Annotated in this window: 18 protein-coding genes; 1 reads left to right on the top strand and 17 read right to left on the bottom strand. The window is 41.4% G+C overall.

Translation table 11 applies throughout. The features are described 5' to 3' along the window. Positions 1 to 3: 3 nt before the first annotated feature. From M1G12_RS03845 to M1G12_RS03770, 16 genes are all read right to left on the bottom strand, one after another. Positions 4 to 696, bottom strand: a complete 693-nt coding sequence (locus tag M1G12_RS03845; protein ID WP_020902117.1) for a hypothetical protein — start codon at positions 694 to 696, stop codon at positions 4 to 6. 23 nt (positions 697 to 719) lie between these two features. Beyond that, positions 720 to 1,583: an ATP-binding cassette domain-containing protein gene (locus M1G12_RS03840; RefSeq protein ID WP_020902118.1), complete on the bottom strand. Its 864-nt coding sequence runs from the start codon at positions 1,581 to 1,583 to the stop codon at positions 720 to 722. Between the two features lie 472 nt (positions 1,584 to 2,055). After that, positions 2,056 to 2,646, bottom strand: a complete 591-nt coding sequence (locus M1G12_RS03835) for a TlpA family protein disulfide reductase (RefSeq protein WP_247949421.1) — start codon at positions 2,644 to 2,646, stop codon at positions 2,056 to 2,058. Further along, positions 2,646 to 2,867 (bottom strand): hypothetical protein, encoded by a 222-nt coding sequence (locus M1G12_RS03830; RefSeq protein ID WP_000389381.1) that lies wholly within the window; start codon positions 2,865 to 2,867, stop codon positions 2,646 to 2,648. Before M1G12_RS03830 ends, M1G12_RS03835 begins: the two co-directional genes overlap by 1 nt. 142 nt (positions 2,868 to 3,009) lie before the next feature. Then, a complete protein-coding gene (locus tag M1G12_RS03825; protein WP_020902121.1) occupies positions 3,010 to 3,933 on the bottom strand; it encodes a helix-turn-helix domain-containing protein in 924 nt (307 codons plus the stop codon). Between the two features lie 157 nt (positions 3,934 to 4,090). Then, positions 4,091 to 4,951: a DUF4299 family protein gene (locus tag M1G12_RS03820; RefSeq protein WP_084887743.1), complete on the bottom strand. Its 861-nt coding sequence runs from the start codon at positions 4,949 to 4,951 to the stop codon at positions 4,091 to 4,093. 226 nt (positions 4,952 to 5,177) lie between these two features. Then, positions 5,178 to 6,164, bottom strand: a complete 987-nt coding sequence (gene trhO / locus M1G12_RS03815) for an oxygen-dependent tRNA uridine(34) hydroxylase TrhO (protein ID WP_020899966.1) — start codon at positions 6,162 to 6,164, stop codon at positions 5,178 to 5,180. 131 nt (positions 6,165 to 6,295) lie between these two features. Continuing rightward, positions 6,296 to 6,592: a bacteriocin immunity protein gene (locus M1G12_RS03810; RefSeq protein WP_247949420.1), complete on the bottom strand. Its 297-nt coding sequence runs from the start codon at positions 6,590 to 6,592 to the stop codon at positions 6,296 to 6,298. Between the two features lie 56 nt (positions 6,593 to 6,648). Beyond that, positions 6,649 to 7,338: a CPBP family intramembrane glutamic endopeptidase gene (locus M1G12_RS03805; protein ID WP_247949419.1), complete on the bottom strand. Its 690-nt coding sequence runs from the start codon at positions 7,336 to 7,338 to the stop codon at positions 6,649 to 6,651. Positions 7,339 to 7,570: 232 nt separating this feature from the next. Then, positions 7,571 to 9,055, bottom strand: a complete 1,485-nt coding sequence (locus M1G12_RS03800) for an ABC transporter substrate-binding protein (protein WP_000800391.1) — start codon at positions 9,053 to 9,055, stop codon at positions 7,571 to 7,573. A 103-nt stretch (positions 9,056 to 9,158) separates the two neighbouring features. Beyond that, positions 9,159 to 10,082 (bottom strand): carbohydrate ABC transporter permease, encoded by a 924-nt coding sequence (locus tag M1G12_RS03795; RefSeq protein WP_000818353.1) that lies wholly within the window; start codon positions 10,080 to 10,082, stop codon positions 9,159 to 9,161. A 13-nt stretch (positions 10,083 to 10,095) separates the two neighbouring features. Further along, complete coding sequence (locus tag M1G12_RS03790) at positions 10,096 to 11,025, bottom strand: ABC transporter permease (protein WP_001032152.1); 930 nt, start codon at positions 11,023 to 11,025, stop codon at positions 10,096 to 10,098. Positions 11,026 to 11,232: 207 nt separating this feature from the next. Beyond that, positions 11,233 to 13,113, bottom strand: coding sequence for a beta-N-acetylhexosaminidase (locus tag M1G12_RS03785; RefSeq protein ID WP_247949418.1), 1,881 nt, complete (start codon positions 13,111 to 13,113; stop codon positions 11,233 to 11,235). Beyond that, positions 13,107 to 13,976 (bottom strand): ROK family protein, encoded by an 870-nt coding sequence (locus M1G12_RS03780; protein ID WP_023947350.1) that lies wholly within the window; start codon positions 13,974 to 13,976, stop codon positions 13,107 to 13,109. The genes M1G12_RS03785 and M1G12_RS03780 overlap by 7 nt, the downstream gene beginning before the upstream one ends. An 82-nt stretch (positions 13,977 to 14,058) precedes the next feature. Then, positions 14,059 to 16,704 carry an alpha-mannosidase gene (locus M1G12_RS03775; protein WP_247949417.1) on the bottom strand — a complete coding sequence of 882 codons (2,646 nt, stop codon included), beginning with the start codon at positions 16,702 to 16,704 and terminating at the stop codon, positions 14,059 to 14,061. A gap of 98 nt (positions 16,705 to 16,802) precedes the next feature. Next, complete coding sequence (locus M1G12_RS03770; RefSeq protein ID WP_033682470.1) at positions 16,803 to 18,083, bottom strand: glycoside hydrolase family 125 protein; 1,281 nt, start codon at positions 18,081 to 18,083, stop codon at positions 16,803 to 16,805. Between the two features lie 170 nt (positions 18,084 to 18,253). Here M1G12_RS03770 and M1G12_RS03765 point away from each other — a divergent pair, with 170 nt between their 5' ends. Then, positions 18,254 to 20,338 carry a GH92 family glycosyl hydrolase gene (locus M1G12_RS03765; RefSeq protein WP_247949416.1) on the top strand — a complete coding sequence of 695 codons (2,085 nt, stop codon included), beginning with the start codon at positions 18,254 to 18,256 and terminating at the stop codon, positions 20,336 to 20,338. A gap of 45 nt (positions 20,339 to 20,383) precedes the next feature. Here M1G12_RS03765 and M1G12_RS03760 read toward each other — a convergent pair whose 3' ends face one another. Further along, positions 20,384 to 22,066 carry an alpha-L-fucosidase gene (locus M1G12_RS03760; RefSeq protein ID WP_247949415.1) on the bottom strand — a complete coding sequence of 561 codons (1,683 nt, stop codon included), beginning with the start codon at positions 22,064 to 22,066 and terminating at the stop codon, positions 20,384 to 20,386. Position 22,067: the final 1 nt, after the last annotated feature.

The raw sequence follows: 22,067 nt of genomic DNA, 5'->3' as shown, positions 1-22,067 counted from the left end.
CTCCTACTTAAATTCTTTTTTACTGAATACAACAAACGCAAGTACAATCACTGCTATACTTACCAATATAGGATAGCCTACATTCGTAAGGGTAAATTGACTTACTCCAGGGGAAGTTTTCAAATTTAAAGTCATTAATAAATAGTCTCTCACACTCTCACCAGAGTTTGGAAGGACATAAACCAATAGGTTATCAAACAGTAAAATATAGAGTATATAAATCATACATGATTCATAAACCTTATCAAATATTTGAAAAATTAATAATGAGATACTGATAATAACCAAATAGTATGGTAGTTGATGTAAAAATGTCGAAACAATCAACACCAAGTCTCCCTCCAAATAGACGAGGGCTGTTAAACTATAAAAAATAGTTACATATAGGAAAGACAAACAAAAGGCTCCCAAAGTTTTATATAAAAATAACTTCCAACGTTGTTTTTCTTTTGTGAGGAGAATGTTAATCGTACGGAAACTATAATCTTCCCCCCAGAAAAATAAATTAGTAGAGATAAAAAGCAAAGGAATAAAACCACTCACATTTGAAATCAATACTCGAAATGCTGGTTCATCTTCATTCGATGACTTAAAAAATAAGGAGAATAACAAAATCAATAATCCTATCAACAAACTAGGAAGTACTCCTCTTTTTTCCCAGTAAAATTTATACATATCTGCTTTAAGAGAATTCATGACTCTCCTCCTTTCTTAAATCATCAGATAATATTATGCAAATAGTAGTCCTCAAAGCGTTCTTTCTTAATATAAATATCCTGTATCACTAGATTTGACACGACACTATATTCCAAGATAGCCATTAATTTTTCCTTTTCTGGCACAACCAGATAGTCATCCTGCTCAAAATGAACAATGCCCTCTTCTTTTAAAAACGTTTTTAGAATCTGATTATTACTCGTCTTAAGGAAGAGCTTTTCTGACAAATCATTTGCTAGCTCTTTTGAACTCATCACATTTAGAATCTTTCCTTTTTTCATGATGATATACTTATCTGTTATAAATTCCAATTCTGACAGAATATGGCTCGAGATTAAAAAAGTAACTCCTAACTGATCCCGTAAATTCAAAATCATTTTTCTTAAATCTGAAATCCCTTGAGGATCTAAACCATTCACTGGTTCATCTAAGATAATAAGCTCTGGATTATCCAAAAGCGCAATTGCTATCGATAGTCTTTGCTTCATTCCAAGGGAATAGTTTTTTACTTTTCGATCCCATGACGGTTCCGGCAAGTGAACCAATTCCAACATTTTTGTGATATCTGTCTTTAAACCAAATCTTGTTTTATAATATTGCAGGTGTTGACGTCCAGTCAAGTTTGGATAGAGGGCAGGTGATTCGATAATACTACCAATCTTATGCTGCGAAACACTCTCAATTTCTCCCTTATCAGCTTGAATTAGTCCTAGAAGAATTCTCATTAAGGTTGTCTTTCCTGCACCATTTTCACCGATAAGACCACATATTTCCCCTTGCTCAATATCAAAGGAAATATTATGTAAAACCTGTTCTTTCCCATATGTTTTATCAATATTTTTAAGACTTAAAATCACACGATTCATAGTTTCTCTCCGTTCATTATATTAAAAAGTCTCTGACAAGGAATGAACCCTGCCAGAGATTTTTAGATTACGTTAACTCCAGCAGAAGAACCCAATACCTGTGAGCATTCCATAAATACCGAGTGGTGAAACAGCACAAAATTGACCTGCCACAATGTGTTTTTTATGTTTATTACTTAGTTTTTTCATTACTTAACCCTCCTTTTAATCCCAACAAAATATACCTACTCCATATCGAAGACCTATAATACAAAAGCGACCTGCTACAATGTGCTGTTTATTTTTGTTACTTAGTTTTTTCACTACTTCATCCTCCTATTTAATCCCAACAAAATATGCCTACTCCATATCGAAGACCTATAATACAAAAGCGACCTGCTACAATGTGTCTTTTGACACGTCCAGTTAGTTTTCTCATCAGAAAACCCTCCTTTTAAAAAATTTTTTATAATAACCAAATGAGATTCTCATTTCAGTCATTTATTAACTGTTTTAAATCTTTAGACAAGATTTCTTCGCTTCCTTGTTCTACATAAATTTGTTTCACTATCCCATCTTTATCCACTATAAATATTGTTGGAATAGCTTTTACATCAAAAAACTTAAAAGCTTGTAAATCTTGATCTATATAAACTGGAAAGGTAAAACCCTGATTCCTTAAAAATTGATGAGAGGTTTCAAGTGTTTCACGTTCCCCATCAACTATATCCACCATAAAGAAATCAACTTTATCTTGGTATTTATCATAAAGGCGCTGAATGATTGGGAGCTCTTTTTGGCAATCAGGACACCAACTAGCCCAGAATACCACAACCTTTGGTCTAAACTTATAATCTGATAGTTGAACCTGTGCTCCCTCATTAGAGGTTAACAATGCATTCTTGAATGTTGTATTTTTAGTTTTTGAAATATATTGGTTTATTTCCTCCTCTTTTTTTAAGAGGAGCTCTTGCGCTGTTTCTTCTTGATGATGAGATTCCTGGTTTTGATAGTAAAATCCTGCTAAAAATAAAGATGCTATCACAAGAAGAACCATTGTCTCTACAACATGTTTTTTTGACATCATGGATTGTCCTCCACTTCTGAAATTCTAAAACTTTCGATAATAGATAATTCTTCTGGTAAGATTAAAACTCGCTCTTCGCCTGCATCTAAAATAGCTAAACGGAATGGTTCCTTATTCAACTCTATTTGTACCAACTTTTGCTCCGTCGTGTTATTTCGAAACAGCAAACTGTGGCGAGTTTGTGTAAACGTCTCTAGCGAGATACTAAAATCTTCCATTTCTATCTCCTATCCAGAAAACCAAAAACTAAGACTTAAGAATACTTCAAATCCAAACATGCTTCTTTCCTCCTTATCTCTTGTTCTTTATGATCATAGTATAGCGCTTTCAAAAATAAAAAAACATGACAAAAATGTCATGTTAGCTCTCCATTTCCTCAAAAGTTTTTAAATCTTTTTCTTTTTCTCCCAATATACGCGCTTCTAATACTTGGTCTCCAAATGCTTGAGCACAAATAATAGCTCTATCGTATAAGCGGATGGCTTTTTCCTTATCCCGTTTATGAAATAAGGTACACATAGCTTCAAGCATATCAACAATTGGCTTGTTTTGAAAATCCTGCGATAAAATCATCAGCCTGTTCATCGCCTTAACATAAGGCTCAAAAGTGGAGTAAGATTTTTCCATCCATTGAACAGCTAAAGAATCAAGCACTGTTCTCTTTAACATATAAGCTGTCTCTAAATCGGATGAATTTGTTTCTCTTATAAGTTTTTTAGAAAGCATCCAAAACAGTTCATGATGATACCCAATCGGTCTTGCTAAACACGAAACAAAGTACAATTTTATCAGAAGCAAATCATTCACCGAATAGTTTTTCCTTATCTTTACTTGTTCAAAATATTCATCCAGCAAAGCATCGCCAAAACCTGCATCTTCACTTACAAAGACATCAAAACTAGCTTGTAAGGCACTAACTGCAATCTGCTCATCCTCAGGTAGACTGTCATAATAGTGTTCGTAAACTCTTTCAAACAACTCTTCCTTAACTTGGATTCTATCATCATCTCCATAAGTTTGAAACTTAATGAGTTTATCCTTTAATATCAAGTACTCGGAGGGTAAAATCATATGATCCATATCTACTATATGTGAAATTGAACAGCCTAGTTTGTAAGCTATATACTCTACCTTGGATAAACTCGGGGAAGACTGGCCTGATTCAATCCGTGCTAATTGGCGCACCGTTATCTCAGTTTCATCATCACAAAGAGTTTCACGAGTGATATGTTTCATCTCTCGCAACATTCGGATTCTTTTACCTACTTCCTTCTTGATATCCATCTTAAAATCTCCTGATAATTAGTTACCGAATAATATTATATTTTTTATATTATGCTGTTTTTTATTGAACTAAGCAATTCTTAAAATTTTATATTACAAAACTTAACAAGACTAAACCATATTTCGCACGCTAAATAGCAATTGACCTGCTTCTGCTTTACTTTTCTTGTGCTAATGCTTTAAAATCTTTGTCTAAGATGGGTTGCACTTCTAATTGATTGGCATCTAGTTGGTGGTAAGATGCTGATGGTAGTGACTCTAGGAATTTTGCATAGTCTAAGCGGACAATGGCTTCATAGTCTTCTGGTTTAGAGCCGTCTCCTGTGATTTGAACCAAGTCAATCTCCCACTGCACTTCCTTATCCACCAATTGCTCAATATAGGCAGTAGGAACAAATGGTTCTCTCGGTAATACTGTCTTGACTCCTTGAGCCAGATGGTAAACACCGTGCACTTGGCCTTCTCCATCCTGATAGAAGGAAACTCTTGCAAAGTAGGCATCTGTCTCTTGAACCGCACGTACACGCGCTTCAAACTGAGCCAAGCCATTTTCCTCTAAAAAGCTTTTCAAGTCCTCATGACCAAAGAAAACAGGATTAAAAATTCCTTGGCAAATCGTAAAACGGGCTGCAGCGTCTGTCAGATGGGCTTGAATACTTGCTTGGAAATAAGCTTCAAAATCAAAACCATCTAGTCCTTCAATCTCAGTTCCTGTATAAGCAAGCAGAGCATCTAAAAATGATTTGATAATCTGCCAGTCTGTCTTCGTGAGTAGGTCAGGAAGATCGATACGGTAAGCCTTTTGACTATCAGCATAACTGACCTTAAAAAGAAATTGTGATTGCCCCACTATCGCACACTCGATATACTCAAGACGATTAAGAGGCTGACGGAGATAGATAGCATCATAGCTATGCGACTCCAAACCATCCACCAAGGCCAAGATAGACTTGGCAGTCAAAATTTCCTGTTCTCCTAAAATGCTCTGTTTATTTGGAATAAAAAATGTTTTCGTCATAACTGAACTCCTTTGAAATCGTTTACATATAGTATACCTTATTTTTCTGAAAGATACAAAAACAAACTTTATACTCTTCGAAAATCAAATTCAAACCGCGTCAGCTTCGCCTTGCCGTACTCAAGTACAGCCTGCGGCTAGCTTCCTAGTTTGCTCTTTGATTTTCATTGAGTATTAATTTTTGAGTAAAAAGCATAGAAAAACAGCCCCTGAGGACTGTTTGATCTTATACTGTAGCTGCTTGATCCAAGCTTTCACCGATAGCGGCTAGGCGCTCGATCACTTCTGCTTGTGTCAATTCATTTTCTGAAACATAGCGGTTACGTGGGTGAACACGACACTCGTGTGAGCATCCACGAAGGTACTTGTCTTCATTTTCTTCTGATGTCAAGATACGACGATTACAGAATGGATTTCCACAGTTGACATAACGTTCACATGGTGTTCCATCAAACCAGTCTTTCCCTACGATGGTTGGGTTGACATGGTTAACATCTACGGCAATACGCTCGTCAAAGACGTACATTTTCCCATCCCAAAGTTCACCTTGGACTTCTGGGTCTTTACCGTAAGTTGCGATTCCTCCGTGCAATTGGCCGACATCTTTGTAGCCTTCACGGACCATCCAGCCTGAGAATTTCTCACAGCGAACGCCACCTGTACAGTAAACCACGACACGTTTGTCCATGAATTTTTCCTTGTTGTCACGGACCCATTGTGGCAACTCACGGAAGTTGCGGATGTCTGGGCGGATAGCTCCACGGAAGTGTCCTAGGTCGTACTCATAATCGTTACGTGTGTCAAGAACCACTGTGTCTTCGTCAAGAAGGGCTTCTTTAAACTCTTTTGGAGACAAGTAAGCACCTGTTGTTTCAAGTGGGTTGATGTCGTTGTCAAAGTCGTTATCTTCCAAACCAAGGTGGACAATCTCTTTCTTATAACGAACAAACATCTTCTTGAAGGCTTGTTCATTTTCTTCGTCAATCTTGAACCAGAGGTCTTCCATGCCTGGGAGGCTGTGAACGTAGTCCATGTATTTTTGAGTTGTTTCATAGTCACCTGAAACTGTTCCGTTAATTCCCTCGTCAGCGACTAGGATACGGCCCTTAAGGCCGATTGATTTACAAAAGGCCAAGTGGTCTGCAGCAAATTGCTCTGCATTTTCAATTGGAGTATAAAGGTAGTAAAGTAAGACACGAATATCTTTTGCCATAAGATTTGTTCTCTTTTCTATTCTTAAATTTTCAGAATTTTTCATCTAACTATACTAGTATACCTGCTTGAGAAAACGAATGCAATTTATTTGACTGGAAATTGTAGAAAGGGATTTATCCCTGCACTCCATCAGTAACCATAACGAATCGCCGACAATTCTCTTAATTTCTTTATCTGCTCGGCTTGACTTTCTGACAAACTCAGCTTGTTATCAATCAACACACGTGAGATGTCAACATTCATTTGACTCAGAATAAACGGAGTAGAGGTCCCATCGTTCTTTAATCTTCTTTTATAAATCACTAACTGATTTTTCAGGGGAGCAAGTTGAGGCGTATTGCTTATACCTTCCAGTAGGTGATCTATGATAGTCATCGCTTCACAACGCCTTTCGCTTCCTCCTGCAAACCATTTTAATGGTGTCATTCTCATTTTCCTCCTTAAATTGAAAAGCTATCATTCCTAACTCTCGTACCAATATTTCACCCAAATACCCTGTGTAAAAAAGTCAGCAAAAATGGTAATGTCGCGAAAATATTATTAATCACATGCACCGCATAGGATGGATAAATACTCTTGGTATAGCGGGTCAAACTAGCAAAGATGATGCCAGATGTTGCAAAGACGAAGATATCTAACAAACTAGGCCGGCTTGAAAAATGAGGAAGAGCAAATAAAATGGACGGAAGAAGCAAATCAAGGCCAAATCTCGAATGCTTAAAAAAGGCGTGTTGCAGTAATCCTCTATAAATCAGCTCTTCCATAAGTGGAGTCAGAAAGAACAAAGTTATATAGATACCTAGCTCAGCAAAGTTGGTCCCACTATAACCGATCAATACAGCCCAACCTTCAGCAGTTGACTGAACATGTTTAGCTGTCTGAACGTTAAAAGAGATCTGGAGCACTACCACTAGTACTGTCAAAATCGAATACCAAAGCCATTTTTTTCTCGGAATGCGAAAAAGATAGCCATGGCCTGTCTTAACCAGAATCCAAATCATGACTCCGCTAAATAGCAAACTCAAGAGATTTTGAATCCAGACGAAATTGCCAATCTGGGAAGAAAATTGCCAATAATTTTGAACAATAAGCGTCAGCTGAGAAAGACCAAATACGAAAAATAGGTAAGAGAAAACTGCACTAATTTTGAATAGAAGTTGATACTTCTTCATATGAACTCTCCTTTGTAAACTCGAGACATCTCTAATATAAGCTATATTTTCCTAAATCCTTACTCCAAATCCTAAATGGTATTTGAGATTTCCTGAATGGTTAAACAGCGATAAGAAAACACAGATATCTATGCTCTCGTTTCAAAAAATCACTGCCTCCCCCAGATAAGCCTGAGGAAAACAGTGATTCAATTTTTAGGAATTAGGAATGAATACACGAAATCAATTGATCTTATGATTTTTTGTTTTTCAAGAATTCATCATATTGTTTTTGCATTTCGTTCAATACTTTATCGTAAGCACCTTCAGATTTCAATTTTTCCATCAATTCTGGAATAGCTTTGTCTGGGTCTACAGTACCAGTGTTGATAGCTGTATCGAATTGTTGCATTGTGTTAGAGATTGCTGAGATTTCAGATTTCACATTGTCAGTGTTAAAGATGAATCCAAGTGCTGGAGATTCTTTAGCTTCAGCCAATTGTTTCTTAGAATCTTCGATTTGTTGGTCTGTAACGTTTTCGTTGATGTAAAGGATCCAGTTGTTACCAGTGTTCCATCCACCCATGTGAGTGTTTCCTTTGTAGCCATCAAGGACTTTAACACGGTTTTCTTTACCTGGAATTTTTTCCCAGTTCTTGCCTTCTGGACCATAAACAAGACCGTTCAAGAGTTCTGGGTTAGTGTTCAAGAGGTTCAACACTTCCATTGATTTTTCTTTGTTCTTAGAGTTGTTTGAGATGACAAAGTTAGCAACTTGTGTTGTTTGGTTTTTCTTGATGAAGTTAGTGATTGGTTTGATTTGGATATCCTTGTTCGCAACACGTGAAAGCAAGCTGTTACCGTAGTCAGCTGGTCCTACTGTTTCTTCACGAACGAACCAAGTATCTTGTTGAAGGTCAAATGAAGTATCGCTTGTTGCTACGTCTTTTGGAATGTATCCAGCTTCATAGAATTTGTGAAGAGTCTTCAAGTGTTCTTTAAAGCGAGGCACTTCGTAACGGTTTACGATCTTAGTAGTGTCCCCTTCAAGGTCGATAACGAATGGAAGTCCATTTGGAACTGGGTAGTCAAAGTTATCAGATGGGATGAAGTTCTTAGTAACCGCAAATGGCACTACATCTGGAGCTTTTTCTTTGATTTGTTTCAAGACTGGTTCAAGTGTTTCATATGAAGTGACACCTGAAATATCGATACCGTATTTAGCAAGAAGAGTTCCGTTGAAGGCGAAGTTTTGAGATGATGCAACGTTGGCTGCAACTGGAACTGCGTAAATTTTACCGTTAATGCTGTTACCTTTGATATAAGCTGGGTCAAGTGCTTTATAAAGCTCTGCCCCTTCTTTCTTATACAAGTCAGTCAAGTCAGCATAGGCACCTTTTTGAGCATTTACAACATAGTTAGATGCAAAGGCGATATCGTAGTTTTCACCAGATGATGTGATAACTGACATTTTCTTATCATAGTCACCCCATCCAAGATATTGGATATCCAATTTAGCACCAACTTTTTCACCGATGATTTTGTTAGCATTTTCTAGCAATTCATCTAAGTTATCTGGTTTGTCACCGATTTGGTACATTTTGATAACAGTTTTTTCACCTGAAGCTGAGTCAGCAGCTTTTTTACTGTTACCTGAAAGGTTTCCACAAGCAGCGAGACCAGCAGCCAAAGCGACTACGCTAGCAGATGCAAAAGCATATTTTTTCCAGTTTTTCATGACAAAAACTCCTTTTTTTATTTTTAAACTTATAAACAATGTAATGATCTTAACTTCACGCAAGGGAAGTTTGGAAATGAGAAATGATTTTTCTCAACAAGCACTATTCTTTCACACCACCGATAGTCAAACCTTTTACAAAGTAGCGTTGGAAGAATGGATACAAAATCGCGATTGGAAGTGTTGCAACCACAACCATGGCCATACGTCCTGTTTCTTTTGGAAGAGCAACTCCCAGTTGACCAGATAGGCCGACTGCTTTGGCGATGTAATCCATATTTTGCTGGATTTGCATGAGCAAATATTGTAATGGATACAAGTTGTCACTCTTGATATAAAGAAGGGCGTTGAACCAGTCATTCCAGAAACCAAGAGCTGTTAAGAGCGTGATGGTTGCGATACCTGGTAGTGACAATGGCAAACAGATTTGGAAGAAGATCCGGGCCTCACTAGCACCATCGATACGAGCGGATTCTAGAATAGCTTCTGGAATGGTCTTCTTGAAGAAAGAACGCATCAAGATGATGTTAAATGGTGAGAGAAGCATTGGAACAATCAAGGCCCAAACTGTATCACCAAGTTGAAGTAAACGAGTTACCACGATATAGCCCGGTACCAAACCCGCGTTAAACAACATACTAAGAAGGGCAAAAATCGTAAAGAATCTGCGATACTTAAAGGTTGTCCGTGAGATAGCGTAAGCATAGGTTGTTGTGATAAAAACGTTTGTGATAGTCCCCACCACTGTTACAAAGACTGAGATGAAGAGGGCTTGGAGGATTTTATCCTTAAACTGTGCCAAAAACTCAAAACCGTCTAAGCCAAATTGAGATGGGAAGAAGCTATATCCATTTTGGAGGATACTCTTTTCATCTGTCACCGAAATAACGATAACGAATACAAAGGGTAGGATACAAGAAAGGGCAACCAAACCAGAAATGGTACTAAAGAAGATATCTGCTTTCTTACTGAAGGAGTGAATGCCGACATTATCAATTTTTTCTTTTTTAATTTTCTTTTCTGCCATATTCTCCTCCTTTCTAGAACAAGGCTGAGTTTGGATCAACTCGTCTTGCCAGTAAGTTTGATAGGATAACCAGAATCAAGCCGACAACTGATTGGTAGAGACCTGCTGCTGAAGCCATCCCGATATCCGCTGTCTGAGTCAAACCGTTATAAACATATACGTCCAAGACGTTGGTTACATTATAAAGCTGACCAGCATTGTGGGGGATTTGGTAGAAGAGACCGAAGTCTGCACGGAAGATGTTTCCGACTGCAAGGATGGTCAATACAGTTACCAATGGTGTCAACTGCGGAATAGTTACATTGCGAATTCGTTGCCATTTGCTAGCCCCGTCCACTGTTGCTGCTTCGTAGTAGGTTGGATCAATTCCCATGATTGTCGCATAGTACATGACACTGCTATATCCAAAGCCTTTCCAAATACCAAGGAAAAGTAGGAGATAAGGCCAGATACCCAAGTCAGCGTAGAAATTGATTTCCTTCATTCCGATAGATTCTAGGAAATGGTTGAATACCCCTTTATCAATGTTTAGGAAGGCATCTGTAAAGAAACTGATGATAACCCAAGACAAGAAGTAAGGGAACAACATGGAAGTTTGGAAGATCTTAACCATTCTCTTAGAACGGAGTTCACTGAGGATGATGGCAATCCCTACTGATACAATCAAACCGATAAAGATAAAGCCGAGATTGTAGAGGACAGTATTTCGTGTGATAATAAAGGCGTCTTTTGAACTAAATAAGAATCTGAAATTATCGAGTCCGACCCATTTACTATTCACGATACTATCTATAAATCCATTACTGGTCATGTGGTAGTCTTTAAAGGCAACCACGTTCCCAAATACTGGAATGTAGAAGAATAGAATCAACCAGAGTGCCCCTGGTAAAACCATCAAGAGAAAGATCCAATTGTCTCTCAAGGTTTTTGAAAACTTATTCATAATTTCCTCCCTTTTTTATTTTGATATCCATCTAAAAATTCCTTTTTAGACTTTTGATAACGATTACATTATTAGTATACTCCTATTTGAAGGTTAGGTTAAACTACTAATTATAGAAAAAACTCCACAAATTATTTTATGTGGAGTACTTTTGAAGAAAGGGATGTTTCACGCGAAACACTCTGTATAAGACACAATGTTCTTGTTTTAGGTCGTGTAAATCGTTGAAGCTGTCGCAATAGTATGCCATTGGTTGGCTGTTGTGGCTGCGAAATCCTTATCTGCGTAGAAGTCTGTAAATGGTAAGATTTCCACTTCTAGCTCGTCGATGCGGTCAATCTGACCAGCCAGATAAGCCTCGATGCGACTTTCTGCTCGCTTGATGCGTTGCAAGAGTCCTCCCATACGGATATCAACTGTGTCCAAGCCAAAGACCTTGTTTTCCTTCAACCATTGATGGCTAAAGAGGGCATGGAAATGTTCAATCTCGCTTCTGAGTTTTGGTAATTCTTGTCTGGCGATTGCTTGCAGACCTTCTTTATCGTTTGTTTGGTAGGCCTGCCGGATGCGTCTTCCCACATCGACTTTGCTACTTAAAATAGCATTCAACTGGGCCTGAGTTTCAAAGAGATAGGCATAGTTCCCAGCTTTTTCTTTAATGTTAGCAAGCGTCTCAGCAGCCTGAGCGAAGTGCGGTTTGTCCTGTTCAGGTGTCATGTGCTGGTCAAGTATCGGACAGAGAACATCCTGATAAAAGACATAGCGGTTGGGATTGATGCCACTGAGATTGCCTGGTAGGTCTGGTAAAAGGTTGGCTAGGTCAATCTGCATGAAATCCTCAACTGATAGACCTGTATTGGTCTGGAAATGAGCAGACAGTCGGTCTAGGTCATTGCGATAGCTGAGTTCTGCCCAGATTTGCAAGCTTGGTAGGATAGAAAACTGAGCGGTCTCACCACCATTGTCCCCCCAACCCGTCACAATGACTTCTTTGATCTCATTGGCACGACAGGCTTTATTAGCTTCGACTGCGATGAGACGGCTGAAATGGTTGTTGGGTGTGAAACCAATCCACTTCCAAGCTCCCCCTGCAAAGGCAAGATCATGGCTAATCTTATGATGATTGTGGAAATTGCGGTTGTATTTTTCCTCGCTATCCTGATAATAGTCCCAGTAAACCAAGGTCACACGATCTTTGAGACGGTCTAGGTAGACACGCGTTTCCTCTGGAATTTCCACATCACGGTCGTACTGACCATCTGCTGACATAAGTTTAAAGAACATATCGCTCCACATCTGGCAGTGGAAACCATATTTGTCAGCAATATCTAGCACGCGCTCCAAGTGTTGGCACATGAGGAGACTACGATCCACAACACCGTTCAGAATCAAGTAGCGTCCCAAACCAACCAAGTGGGCTTCGTCCATCCCAATATTGACCTTGCGAGTCTTCAGTTTAGATAGGGTAGCAAACATGCCATCAATCAGGTCATAAACCTTTTCTTCGCCTATGAGAAGAATGTCCTCTACATCACGGAGTTCCTGAACTTCCTTGACACCCCATTTGACGAAGGCTGACAAGTGAGCCAAGGTCTGGATACATGGCACAAAGGTCATGTCAAACTGCTGGGCATAGGCTTCGATCTCCTGCAGCTCCTCAGCCGAGTAGGCTCCACGGAAATAGCCAAAATAAGGCTGCCCTTCAATCTGGTAGGTATCTTCCATGTAGAGTTCAAAGCTTGAGTAGCCCATGAGAGCCAAGACCTCAATCATCTGCTTGGCAGAAGCCACATTCAGCACCGCATTTCTCGAACAGTCTGCCATATAAGCCAAATCTTCATAAGCTGCCTGCTCCTCAATCCCTACTTTATCACCTTCTGCTAGAGCTGTTACCAACAAGGACAAGGCACGATAGAGTTGGTGAGGTTTGCGATAGGTTAGTTGATAGTGTCCACCCTCACCCTTGATAGAGATAGAGGCTTGGTCAGACTGAGTAACAGCCACTTCAATATCTGGTAAAGAAATTTGCTTTGTCAGCAAGTCGATTGCCTGAGTTTGTTTGGAATTAATTCCTGTAAATCTTACCATTGGTTTTCCTCCTGTAGCCAGTTGACAAGGGCACCGTAGAGATTAGCATCTGCATGATAGGTACAGGCTTGGATGACAGGTGCGACCGTGTATTCTTCGTAGGTATCGACAAAGTTATCAACAGCCTTCTTGACACCTTGAATAAAATCTGGATTTTGACTGATAGAGCCTCCCAGGCTAATGACATCTGGATCGATGAGATACTGAATATTGAGCAAGCCTTGCGCCAGATTGCGGTTCATGCGCTCAATAGCTTCTTGGCAAAGAGCATTCCCAGCTGCAGCCTCTTGGTAAATCTTGCGACCGTCCCAATCAGTCTGACCAGATTTTTCAATCACGTATCGTACCATATTCCCAGTTGACGCTAGTTGCGACCAGTTGTTGAGCTTTTCAGCAGGGGCAAGGGTGGTCATGTAGCCAAATTCTCCACCCAGGCCGTGGCGACCTCGATGAAGTCTACCATTGATAATCATGGCTCCGCCAATCCCTGTCCCAATCACGACACAGGCTGCATTTTCAAGTTCTGGATGAGCCAGTAATTCACTGAGCCCAACGCAGTTGGCATCATTTTCCAGATGGACAGGAATCTGATAAGAGCTAAGCGCCTCATACCAAGAAAATCCGTGAATATAGGGCACCGCACTGAAGCCATCAATCACACCTGTCTCTTGATTGACCGCTCCTGGAACGCTCATAGCAATCCCACTGTAATCCTGCTCTGACAAACGTTGATCTAGCCAAGCTAGTAAGTCCTCCAAGTTTTCAGGCGTTGGAATGCTTGTCTTATTCAGTATTTTCCCATCAGGAGTCAGACTGGCAAACTTAATCCCAGTCCCTCCGATATCAATCGTTGCAATGGTCATTATTTTTACCATAAAAAGGGCGAATCAGCACTTAGTTCTTACCTTTTCGCCCCTCCTTTCTCTTTATGTTTACTTTTTGAAATTAAATTTCCTCTTTTTTGATGAATTCTGTCCGAATCTCTTGTGGTGAAATGAGGCCTCTATGAACTGGGTATGGTCGTTCAAGTAGGTCAAGGAAGAGATGTTGACTTTCCGGTACACGCACATTTTCACTACACATATTGTAGTAGCGAAGGACATGGCCTTCTTCATTTTCAGCTACCTTAAAGGCTGTTGGACAGATTTGTGGTATGCTGAGAACAGAATGGCTCAAGAGGCTACCAGTCGCTGCCACGCTTCCTTCTTGTTTAGCAAGCTGAAGGCTGGTAAACGGTGTCTGCAAGGCTTTAGCACGACGATAGGCTGAGAAGCGTTCTTGGGCTTGGTGGCATTCAAGAGCAAACTCGACTTCAAACTCACGTAAGCATTGTGCTTCTGGTGTTGGGAAGTAACCCCAGTCACCTAGCTCACCTGACGCACGCAGAATGGTCACTGCAATAGTGTCGTCTCTAAGGATTTCGTATTCATTCAATCCCTTGTTGGATACAGTCACACCTTTTTCATCGTCATACAGACTGACAAAGGCTTGTTGGTGTTGAGGATTTTCAGGATTTTCCCATGAAGCTGCTGGTTTGTTTGGTCGTGTCACCACCTCATAGATGCTTTCAGAATCATTGCTTGGACGTGTGTTATGAGTCTTGACCAAGAGACGGATACGGTGATCCTTGGCAGTGTTGGTAAAGCGAGTCTTGCAACGGATTTGTGGATTATCAACGAAGACAGTCAACTCAGTTTCAAGAGGAATGCTTGTCAATTCTTCTGAACGTCCAGCCTCACGCTTCATGAACTCGATGATACCTTTTTGTTCTTCTTCTAGCTTTTCATCCGCGCTGACAGGCACGATCAATTCATGTTTGAGCAAGATTTTAGCATAGCGAGCTGTGTTTTCCAAAACCTCGTAGCCCTTAAGCTCTGCATAGATTGGCTCTGTTCCTTTTGGTTGGAAATAGATATACTCGTTTCCTATGTCACCACGGTCTTCGAAGCGGATAAAGTCTTCATAGGCTTCGTGAGTTGTCTTGTCATAAACTGTGATATTGTCATCCACACTCACCGTTACAAATGGGGTATCAATCACTCCGTTTTGGTAAATACCCTCACGGTGTTCTTGTTTTCCTTCCAGCAATTGGAAAGTTGTCCAAGAAAGCGGTGCTAGGTGAACTGGAATGGTCACGCGCACTTGACGGGCGATACGAGCTTGGCGGAACTTGTCTTTTGGTAAATCATACTCAAAATTAGCCCCAAGATCCTCGATTTTAGCCTCTACAGGACGCCCATCTAAGTCCTCCACACGATAACTTGGCAAGGTAAGAGCAGCCATCTTCTTGTAGCCTTCCGTTGGGTGTAATTCCTTGAAATCACAAGTCGCAACATCAATCACTGTGCTGACAGTATCGACCTTATCATGCAAGCCTGTATTAATGACAGTAAAGAGATAGTCACTTTGAGTCTTAGCTGTAGCGATTTTACCCTTCCATTCGTTAAGAAGATTGCTCTTAACAAAGTTTCCTACTTGGTTGACCTTGGCAAAACGAGTTTCCATCTCTCGGTGAACTTCGTCCACGCTACAGCCACAGATACTATCATGTGGCGCATTTTGCAAAAGTGTTTTCCAAGCATAAGTCAACTGGTCCTTGTGGTTATGACCCCCAGTGATAATTGTCAAGGGTTCTACAACTTGCTCTAGAAGGTTGCTATTTTCTTGGAAGGCTTGTTTGAGATAAATACGAGATGAGGAAGTGTTGGCAAGTGTGTACCAGCCGTCTGTTTCCTGACTGGTCAACTCACCTGTAACCGTTGATAATTGCTCTGGTAGGGCACTTTCCACGGCTTGGACATATTCATCAAAAGAACTATGAACAAAGGTTACATCTGGGAAGAGTTCATTTGCCACACGAATGGCTTCACTCAAATTTTTCTGGACAGGCTGATGGTCACAGCCGTTCATCATCAACCACTGATTGGTCGAAGCATAGTCACGTACGTCTGCCAGTTTTTGTTTCCAGAAGGTCAAGGCCTCGTCTTTATCAACTGGAATTTCATTCCCATTACTGTACCAGTTGGCAAAGAGGATCCCGAGGACACGACTTCCGTCCGCACCCTGCCAGTACATTTCTGAAAACTGAGAAGTAAACTGCTCATCTTCGAGGACTTGGTTATCAAATCCAATCGGCTTCACACCACGACCAAAAGCGGCCACGTGAATGCCTGATTTTTGAAGGATTTGAGGCGCTTGCCCCATATTTCCAAAGGTATCTGGGAAGTAACCAATCTGAGTAGATTTGCCCCATTTTTCACATTCTGCTTGACCAATCAATGTATTGCGGACATTGGCTTCACTTGAAATCAAGTAATCATCCTGCAAGATGTAAAAAGGACCAATTTTAAGTTTGCCTTCGTCGATGTATCGTTGGACTTTGTCGCGATTTTCAGGGCGAATCTCCAAGTAGTCATCAAGGACAATAGTTTGACCATCCAAGTGGAAGCTCTTGAACTCAGGGTCATTTTCAAAGAGATCAAAGAGATTGTCAAATAATTCCACCAACTGCATCCGGTGGCTTTCAAAAGGCAAGTACCACTCACGATCCCAGTGACTATGTGAGATAATATGTACGACAACATTTTCCATGAAGTAAAACCTCATTCTAAATTTAAATTTTTATTGTTAACGTTTTAAATGTAAATTTGTGATTCTTTCCAAGAATCAGTTGCGCTAAAGCGTGTTCCTTAGCGGATATCCAAGTAATCCAAGACCAATTCACAGAACATCATGTTAGCCCAAGAGAACCATTCACGAGAGTAGAGAGTTGGGTCGTCCACGTGGAAGCTTTCGTGCATGACACCTGTACCACCATCGCAAGCAACCAGCTGATCCAACAAGAATTTCTTCTCTGCCTTATCTCTTGTTGTCAAACCTTGGATAGAAAGGGCGATTGGCCAGATATAGCGATAGAAGGTATGAGAACTTCCGAGACCGCTAGCGTATTCTCCCTGATAGAAGTAAGGATTTTCTGGACTCAGAATGGTACGGCGAGTTGCTTGGTAAACTTCATCATCGACTGAACAGTAGCCCAGATAAGGCGCAGCCAACAAACTTGGTACATTTGGATCATCCATAATGCTAGCATTTCCCAAACCGTCTACTTCAAAGGCATAAATCTTTTCGCCCTTGCTGTTGCTTGTGTAGGCGTAATTTTCGATTCCTTCTTGGATTTCAGACTGGAGGCGCTTGGCATCAGCAATAATTCTCTGGCTATCAGCTAGGTTTAATGCTGCAAAGATTTCTTGCACATAACCCAAGACTACTACAACAAACATATTTGACGGAATCAAGTAACTATACTGGCAGCAGTCATCACTCGGACGAAAAGCTGACCAAGTCATACCTGTCACTGCAAAATTAGGTCCAAAGCCATCATTTACCAAGGTATCTTCCTTGCGGTCCGTATCTCGAACAAAACGATAAGGAGAGTTGTTATGGTCTTGTTCAACCGTCCAAAGATGGAGAATCTCCTTAGTCGCTGCGACAAAAGTCTCATCAAACTGGCTAGTCTCACCAGTCTCTTTCCAGAGGAGATAAGCCAACTGCAACGGATAGCAAAGCGAGTCCACCTCATACTTGCGTTCCCAAATCCAGCCATTAAGGTCGGTATGGTCTGTCTCGTGGTGACCCTTCCAGTTTTCCTCAATGTTGAAGGAATTGGCATAAGGATCCTTGAGTACCAAGGTCATCTGACGCTTGACCAAACCTGCAATGGTCTGACGCAGGAGGGCATCTCTTTTAGCCACATGCAGGTAGGGTCTGAGTTGAGCTGTCGAATCTCGAAGCCACATAGCAGGAATATCCCCAGTCAAGACAAAAGTTGAACCATCTTCTAGGATTTCAACCGTATTGTCCAAGGTATCTGTATAGCAACGCTCGAAAACATCCACCCACTCTGGATGGTCCTTAGCCCGCTCTGCCACTTCATCTAGCCATTCTCTAACAATTTCTTTTGAATAAATCATCGTGCAGTATCCTCTTTCAAACAAGTTTCATTTTCAGTATATAGCTTTTGAGACAGAAAATACATACACAAATGATAGTCATTTTTCTACAAAATAGTTATCTTTGAAGCTCCTTTTCTAAAGGCCCTCTTTTTCTGATATAATGTAGAAAAACAGCTAAAGGAAAGACTATGAAACCACTACTTGAAACCATCGATACCCGCTTTGGAACTGCCAGCAAGCATGCCTTTTCTCGGGGAAATACCCTGCCATACACAGGCGTGCCTTTTGGGATGAATTACTTTGTGCCCCAGACCAGTGACCAGGATGGATCTTGGTTTTTTGATCCGCATCTGCCTATCTTTCAGGGGATTCGATTAACCCACCAGCCCAGCCCTTGGATTGGCGACTACTCTTGGCTCCTTCTGACACCTGTCACAGGCCAACTGGGTGGAGACAGCCTCTTCCATCGCCAGTCTTCCTATGATATGGATAAGGCCTCTTTCCAACCTCATTATCTGAAAATTTTCTCCCTGCGCTATCAGATTGAAAGCCAGCTTACACCGACTTGCTACGGCGCCTCTATTCGTTTGGAGCAAAAGCAAGGCAAAGCCCTCTCCCTCTACCTTCACGCAGCAGATGAACTGACCGTGGAGCAAGTAGATAAGCGAACTCTTGCCCTGCGACAAGAAGGTAAAACTGAAACCAACAAAAATCCACTGATACTGTTCACTACCCTGCAAATGAATACGGATATTCTTGCTATCAGCCAAGAAGGGGGAGACTGGCGAATCGACCTGGCAGATAGTCATGCTGAAATTCAGCTAGCGACTTCTTTCATCTCTCCTTCTCAAGCTCTAATCAATCTACCTCAAAAAGATTTTGATAACTGTAAATCAAGTGCCCAAGCGGACTGGGAAAATCTCCTCCATCGTTTTGATGTTATAAAGACAGGAGAGGCTGACCGGACCTTCTTTGATCACTGTCTCTACAGACTCTTCCTCTTTCCTCAGACTTTTTATGAGGTTGATGAATCAGGACAAGCCATCCACATAGATTTGGCTACTGGAACTGTCAAGCCTGGTGTCCTCTTCAGCAACAATGGTTTCTGGGATACCTTCCGCACCACCTTCCCCCTCTTTGCTCTTATCATACCAGAACACTACCACCGCTTCTTAGAAGGATTTCTCAATAACTACCGCGATACTGGTTTCCTTCCAAAATGGCTGGCTCCAGATGAACGTGGCATGATGCCAGGTACCCTGCTAGATGGCATTATCGCAGATAGCGCCTGCAAGGACATGGCCCCCGACCTAGAAGAAGAACTCCTCCAAGCCATGCTTGAAACAGCCAGCAAGTCCGACCCTCTCGGCATCAATGGTCGTCACGGATTAGCCCAATACCAAGAACTAGGCTACCTCTCTACCGACCACCACGAAAGCGTCAGCCACACCCTAGACTATGCCTATAGTGACTTTTGTATCTCTAGCTGTGCTGAAAAACTAGGGAAAATAGAAATCGCTGAAACCTACAAGGCCGCATCACAAAATTACCGCCATCTATTTGACGCTGAGACAGGTTACATGCGAGCGCGTGATGGTCAAGGCAACTTCCGTCCTGATTTCTCTCCTTATAGTTGGGGACGTGATTATGCCGAATGTTCAGCCATCCAAGCAACTTTAGGCGTCCTCCACGATATCCCAGGCTTGATCCAGCTTATGGGTGGAAAAGAAGCCTTTAGCAACTATCTTTTAAAAGCCTGTCAGGAGGCTCCCCTCTTTGAGACAACAGGCTATGGCTACGAGATTCACGAAATGAGCGAGATGGCTACTGCTCCTTTTGGACAACTCGCCATTTCCAACCAGCCAAGCTTCCACATTCCTTATCTCTTCCGTTACTGCGATTACCCTGACTACACTGCTCTTCTCATCAAGACGCTCCGTCAGAAAGCTTTTCACCCAAGTTGGGAAGCCTATCCTGGCGATGAAGACAATGGCAGTCTCTCAGCCTGGTACATCTGGTCAACTCTCGGTTTTTATCCGACCTGTCCAGGAAAACCAAGCTATGACCTCGGAATCCCTCTCTCTGACCACCTCCGAGTCTACCTTGCCAAAGAAGATAAATGGCTAGATATTCATGCTGAGCAAAACCACAGCCATTTTAACTTTGTAAAAGAATGCCGACTGGACACAACTCTAGTATCAACTATTCAACACCAAGATCTCCTAAAAGCTGAACAACTAACCTTCACCCTCAGCTGGTTACCAAGTCACTAGCTAGTAGACAAAAGAACCTTTGTATCGTGCAAAGGCTCTTTTATTTTATGAAACTTGGACCTGAAGCTGATCAACAAGCTGACCATCTACCGTCAAATTCAGATAAAAATCTAAGCTTTTATCTCCTGCAAAATACAAGGTTGGTAGCGTTAGCTTTTTTTCAGTCTCGCCAACTTGAAACACAAGGACTTGAATCTCGTCCCGATAAACGACACCATGCACACCCGTCCCTGGTTGAATCGAAATCTTAGCTTCTAAAGGACCACTACATTCTCTGCGCTTAACTGTAAAGTGGACATTTTCTCCCTTGGTCACAGCTAGACTTTTTTCTGAAAACTCTAGTTGCTGAACAGCTTCTTTTTTTGACAAGCTAGGTGTTTTATAAAGTGAAATCTTAGTTAATACTGGCAAATCCTGTGCCTCTGTGATGATTACACGCACCTTCTGAGCCTCTACCATGGATCCTCGCAAAAGGCGTTTATAACCCACTGTAAATCCTGATCCAAACTCCTGCCAGACACCATCCAACTCTACTTGCACATGAAAAGCAGCGATTCGTTGCCCTAGCTTCAAATCTTCTCTTAACTCAAGCACATCGAAAGTTTTAGGTGCCCCTAAGTCGAGTTCTAACTGGATGGGCAGGTCTGTATCGCTTGCCCAAGAGCTGGTCTCAAGACCGTCTGTCAAATGATGACAGGCAAAGTCAGCGGAAAGTGCTGGACCAGATACCTTGGCTGCCAGAGCCAAATCTTCTTTATAGAGTTCGTCACGGTAGGCAGAAAATTCATAGATACGCTTGATATCCTTATCATCAAAGAGGCCATCTTTATTAGGCGGAATATTGAGTAAGAGAGGTGTGCCTCTCCCCACCGAGTGGAAGTAGATTTCGACCAACTCCTCGAGAGACTTAGGATCCTGATCTTCATGGTAAAACCAGCCCGGCCGGATGGAAACATCTGCCTCACCGATTGAAAAAATCGTACCTGAGGGATCACCATGTTGAAGATAGTCCAGCTCTGCTTCTGTTCCTAGTTGTTCTGGATTCACCTTTTGCCACAGGGGATCACCTGCATAACCCCGTTCATTGCCAATCCAGCGAATGCTGGTGCCTTCTGTTGAAAAAATCAAGCAATCGCCCTGAAGCTCACGAATGGTTTCAAACCATTTCTTAAATTCATAATTGACCTTTTGAGCGCCCTCTCCTCTGGCACCATCCATCCAGACCTCAGCAAATTTCCCTCCATTTCCATAGGAAGGATTTGATAAAATCTCCTTCAGCTGTGCCAGATAATAGGCATTATAGTCCGCTTCTCGCTCCACATGATAGAGAGGACTGTGGGCATCCCAAGGCGATAGGTAGACCCCCATGTCCATATCAAACTCTGTAGCAGCTTGGGATACTTCAAGGAGCAAGTCCCCCTCTCCATTCCTCCAAGGACTGGCTTTGACCGAATAATCTGTGTGAGCTGTCGGATAGAGGACAAAGCCGTCGTGGTGCTTGACCACCAAAATCAACTTTTTAAAGCCCGTTTCCTTGAGCACGCGAACCCACTCACGCGCGTCTAACTGTGTCGGGTTAAAGCATTCAGGATCCTCCTGACCTGTCCCCCATTCCTGGTCATAAAAGGTATTGAGCCCAAAATGGATAAAGGCTGCTAGTTCATCCTCTAAATACGCTAGCTGGGCCTGACTAGGCAAGGGCCCCTGCGGTTTTATTTCTCTTACCATA

Origin of the sequence: Streptococcus mitis, from assembly GCF_023110375.1 — a bacterium.
Classification (GTDB): domain Bacteria; phylum Bacillota; class Bacilli; order Lactobacillales; family Streptococcaceae; genus Streptococcus; species Streptococcus mitis_CI.
The sequence above is the reverse complement of the archived record's forward strand: the minus strand, read 5'-3'. Positions and strand labels throughout refer to the sequence as shown.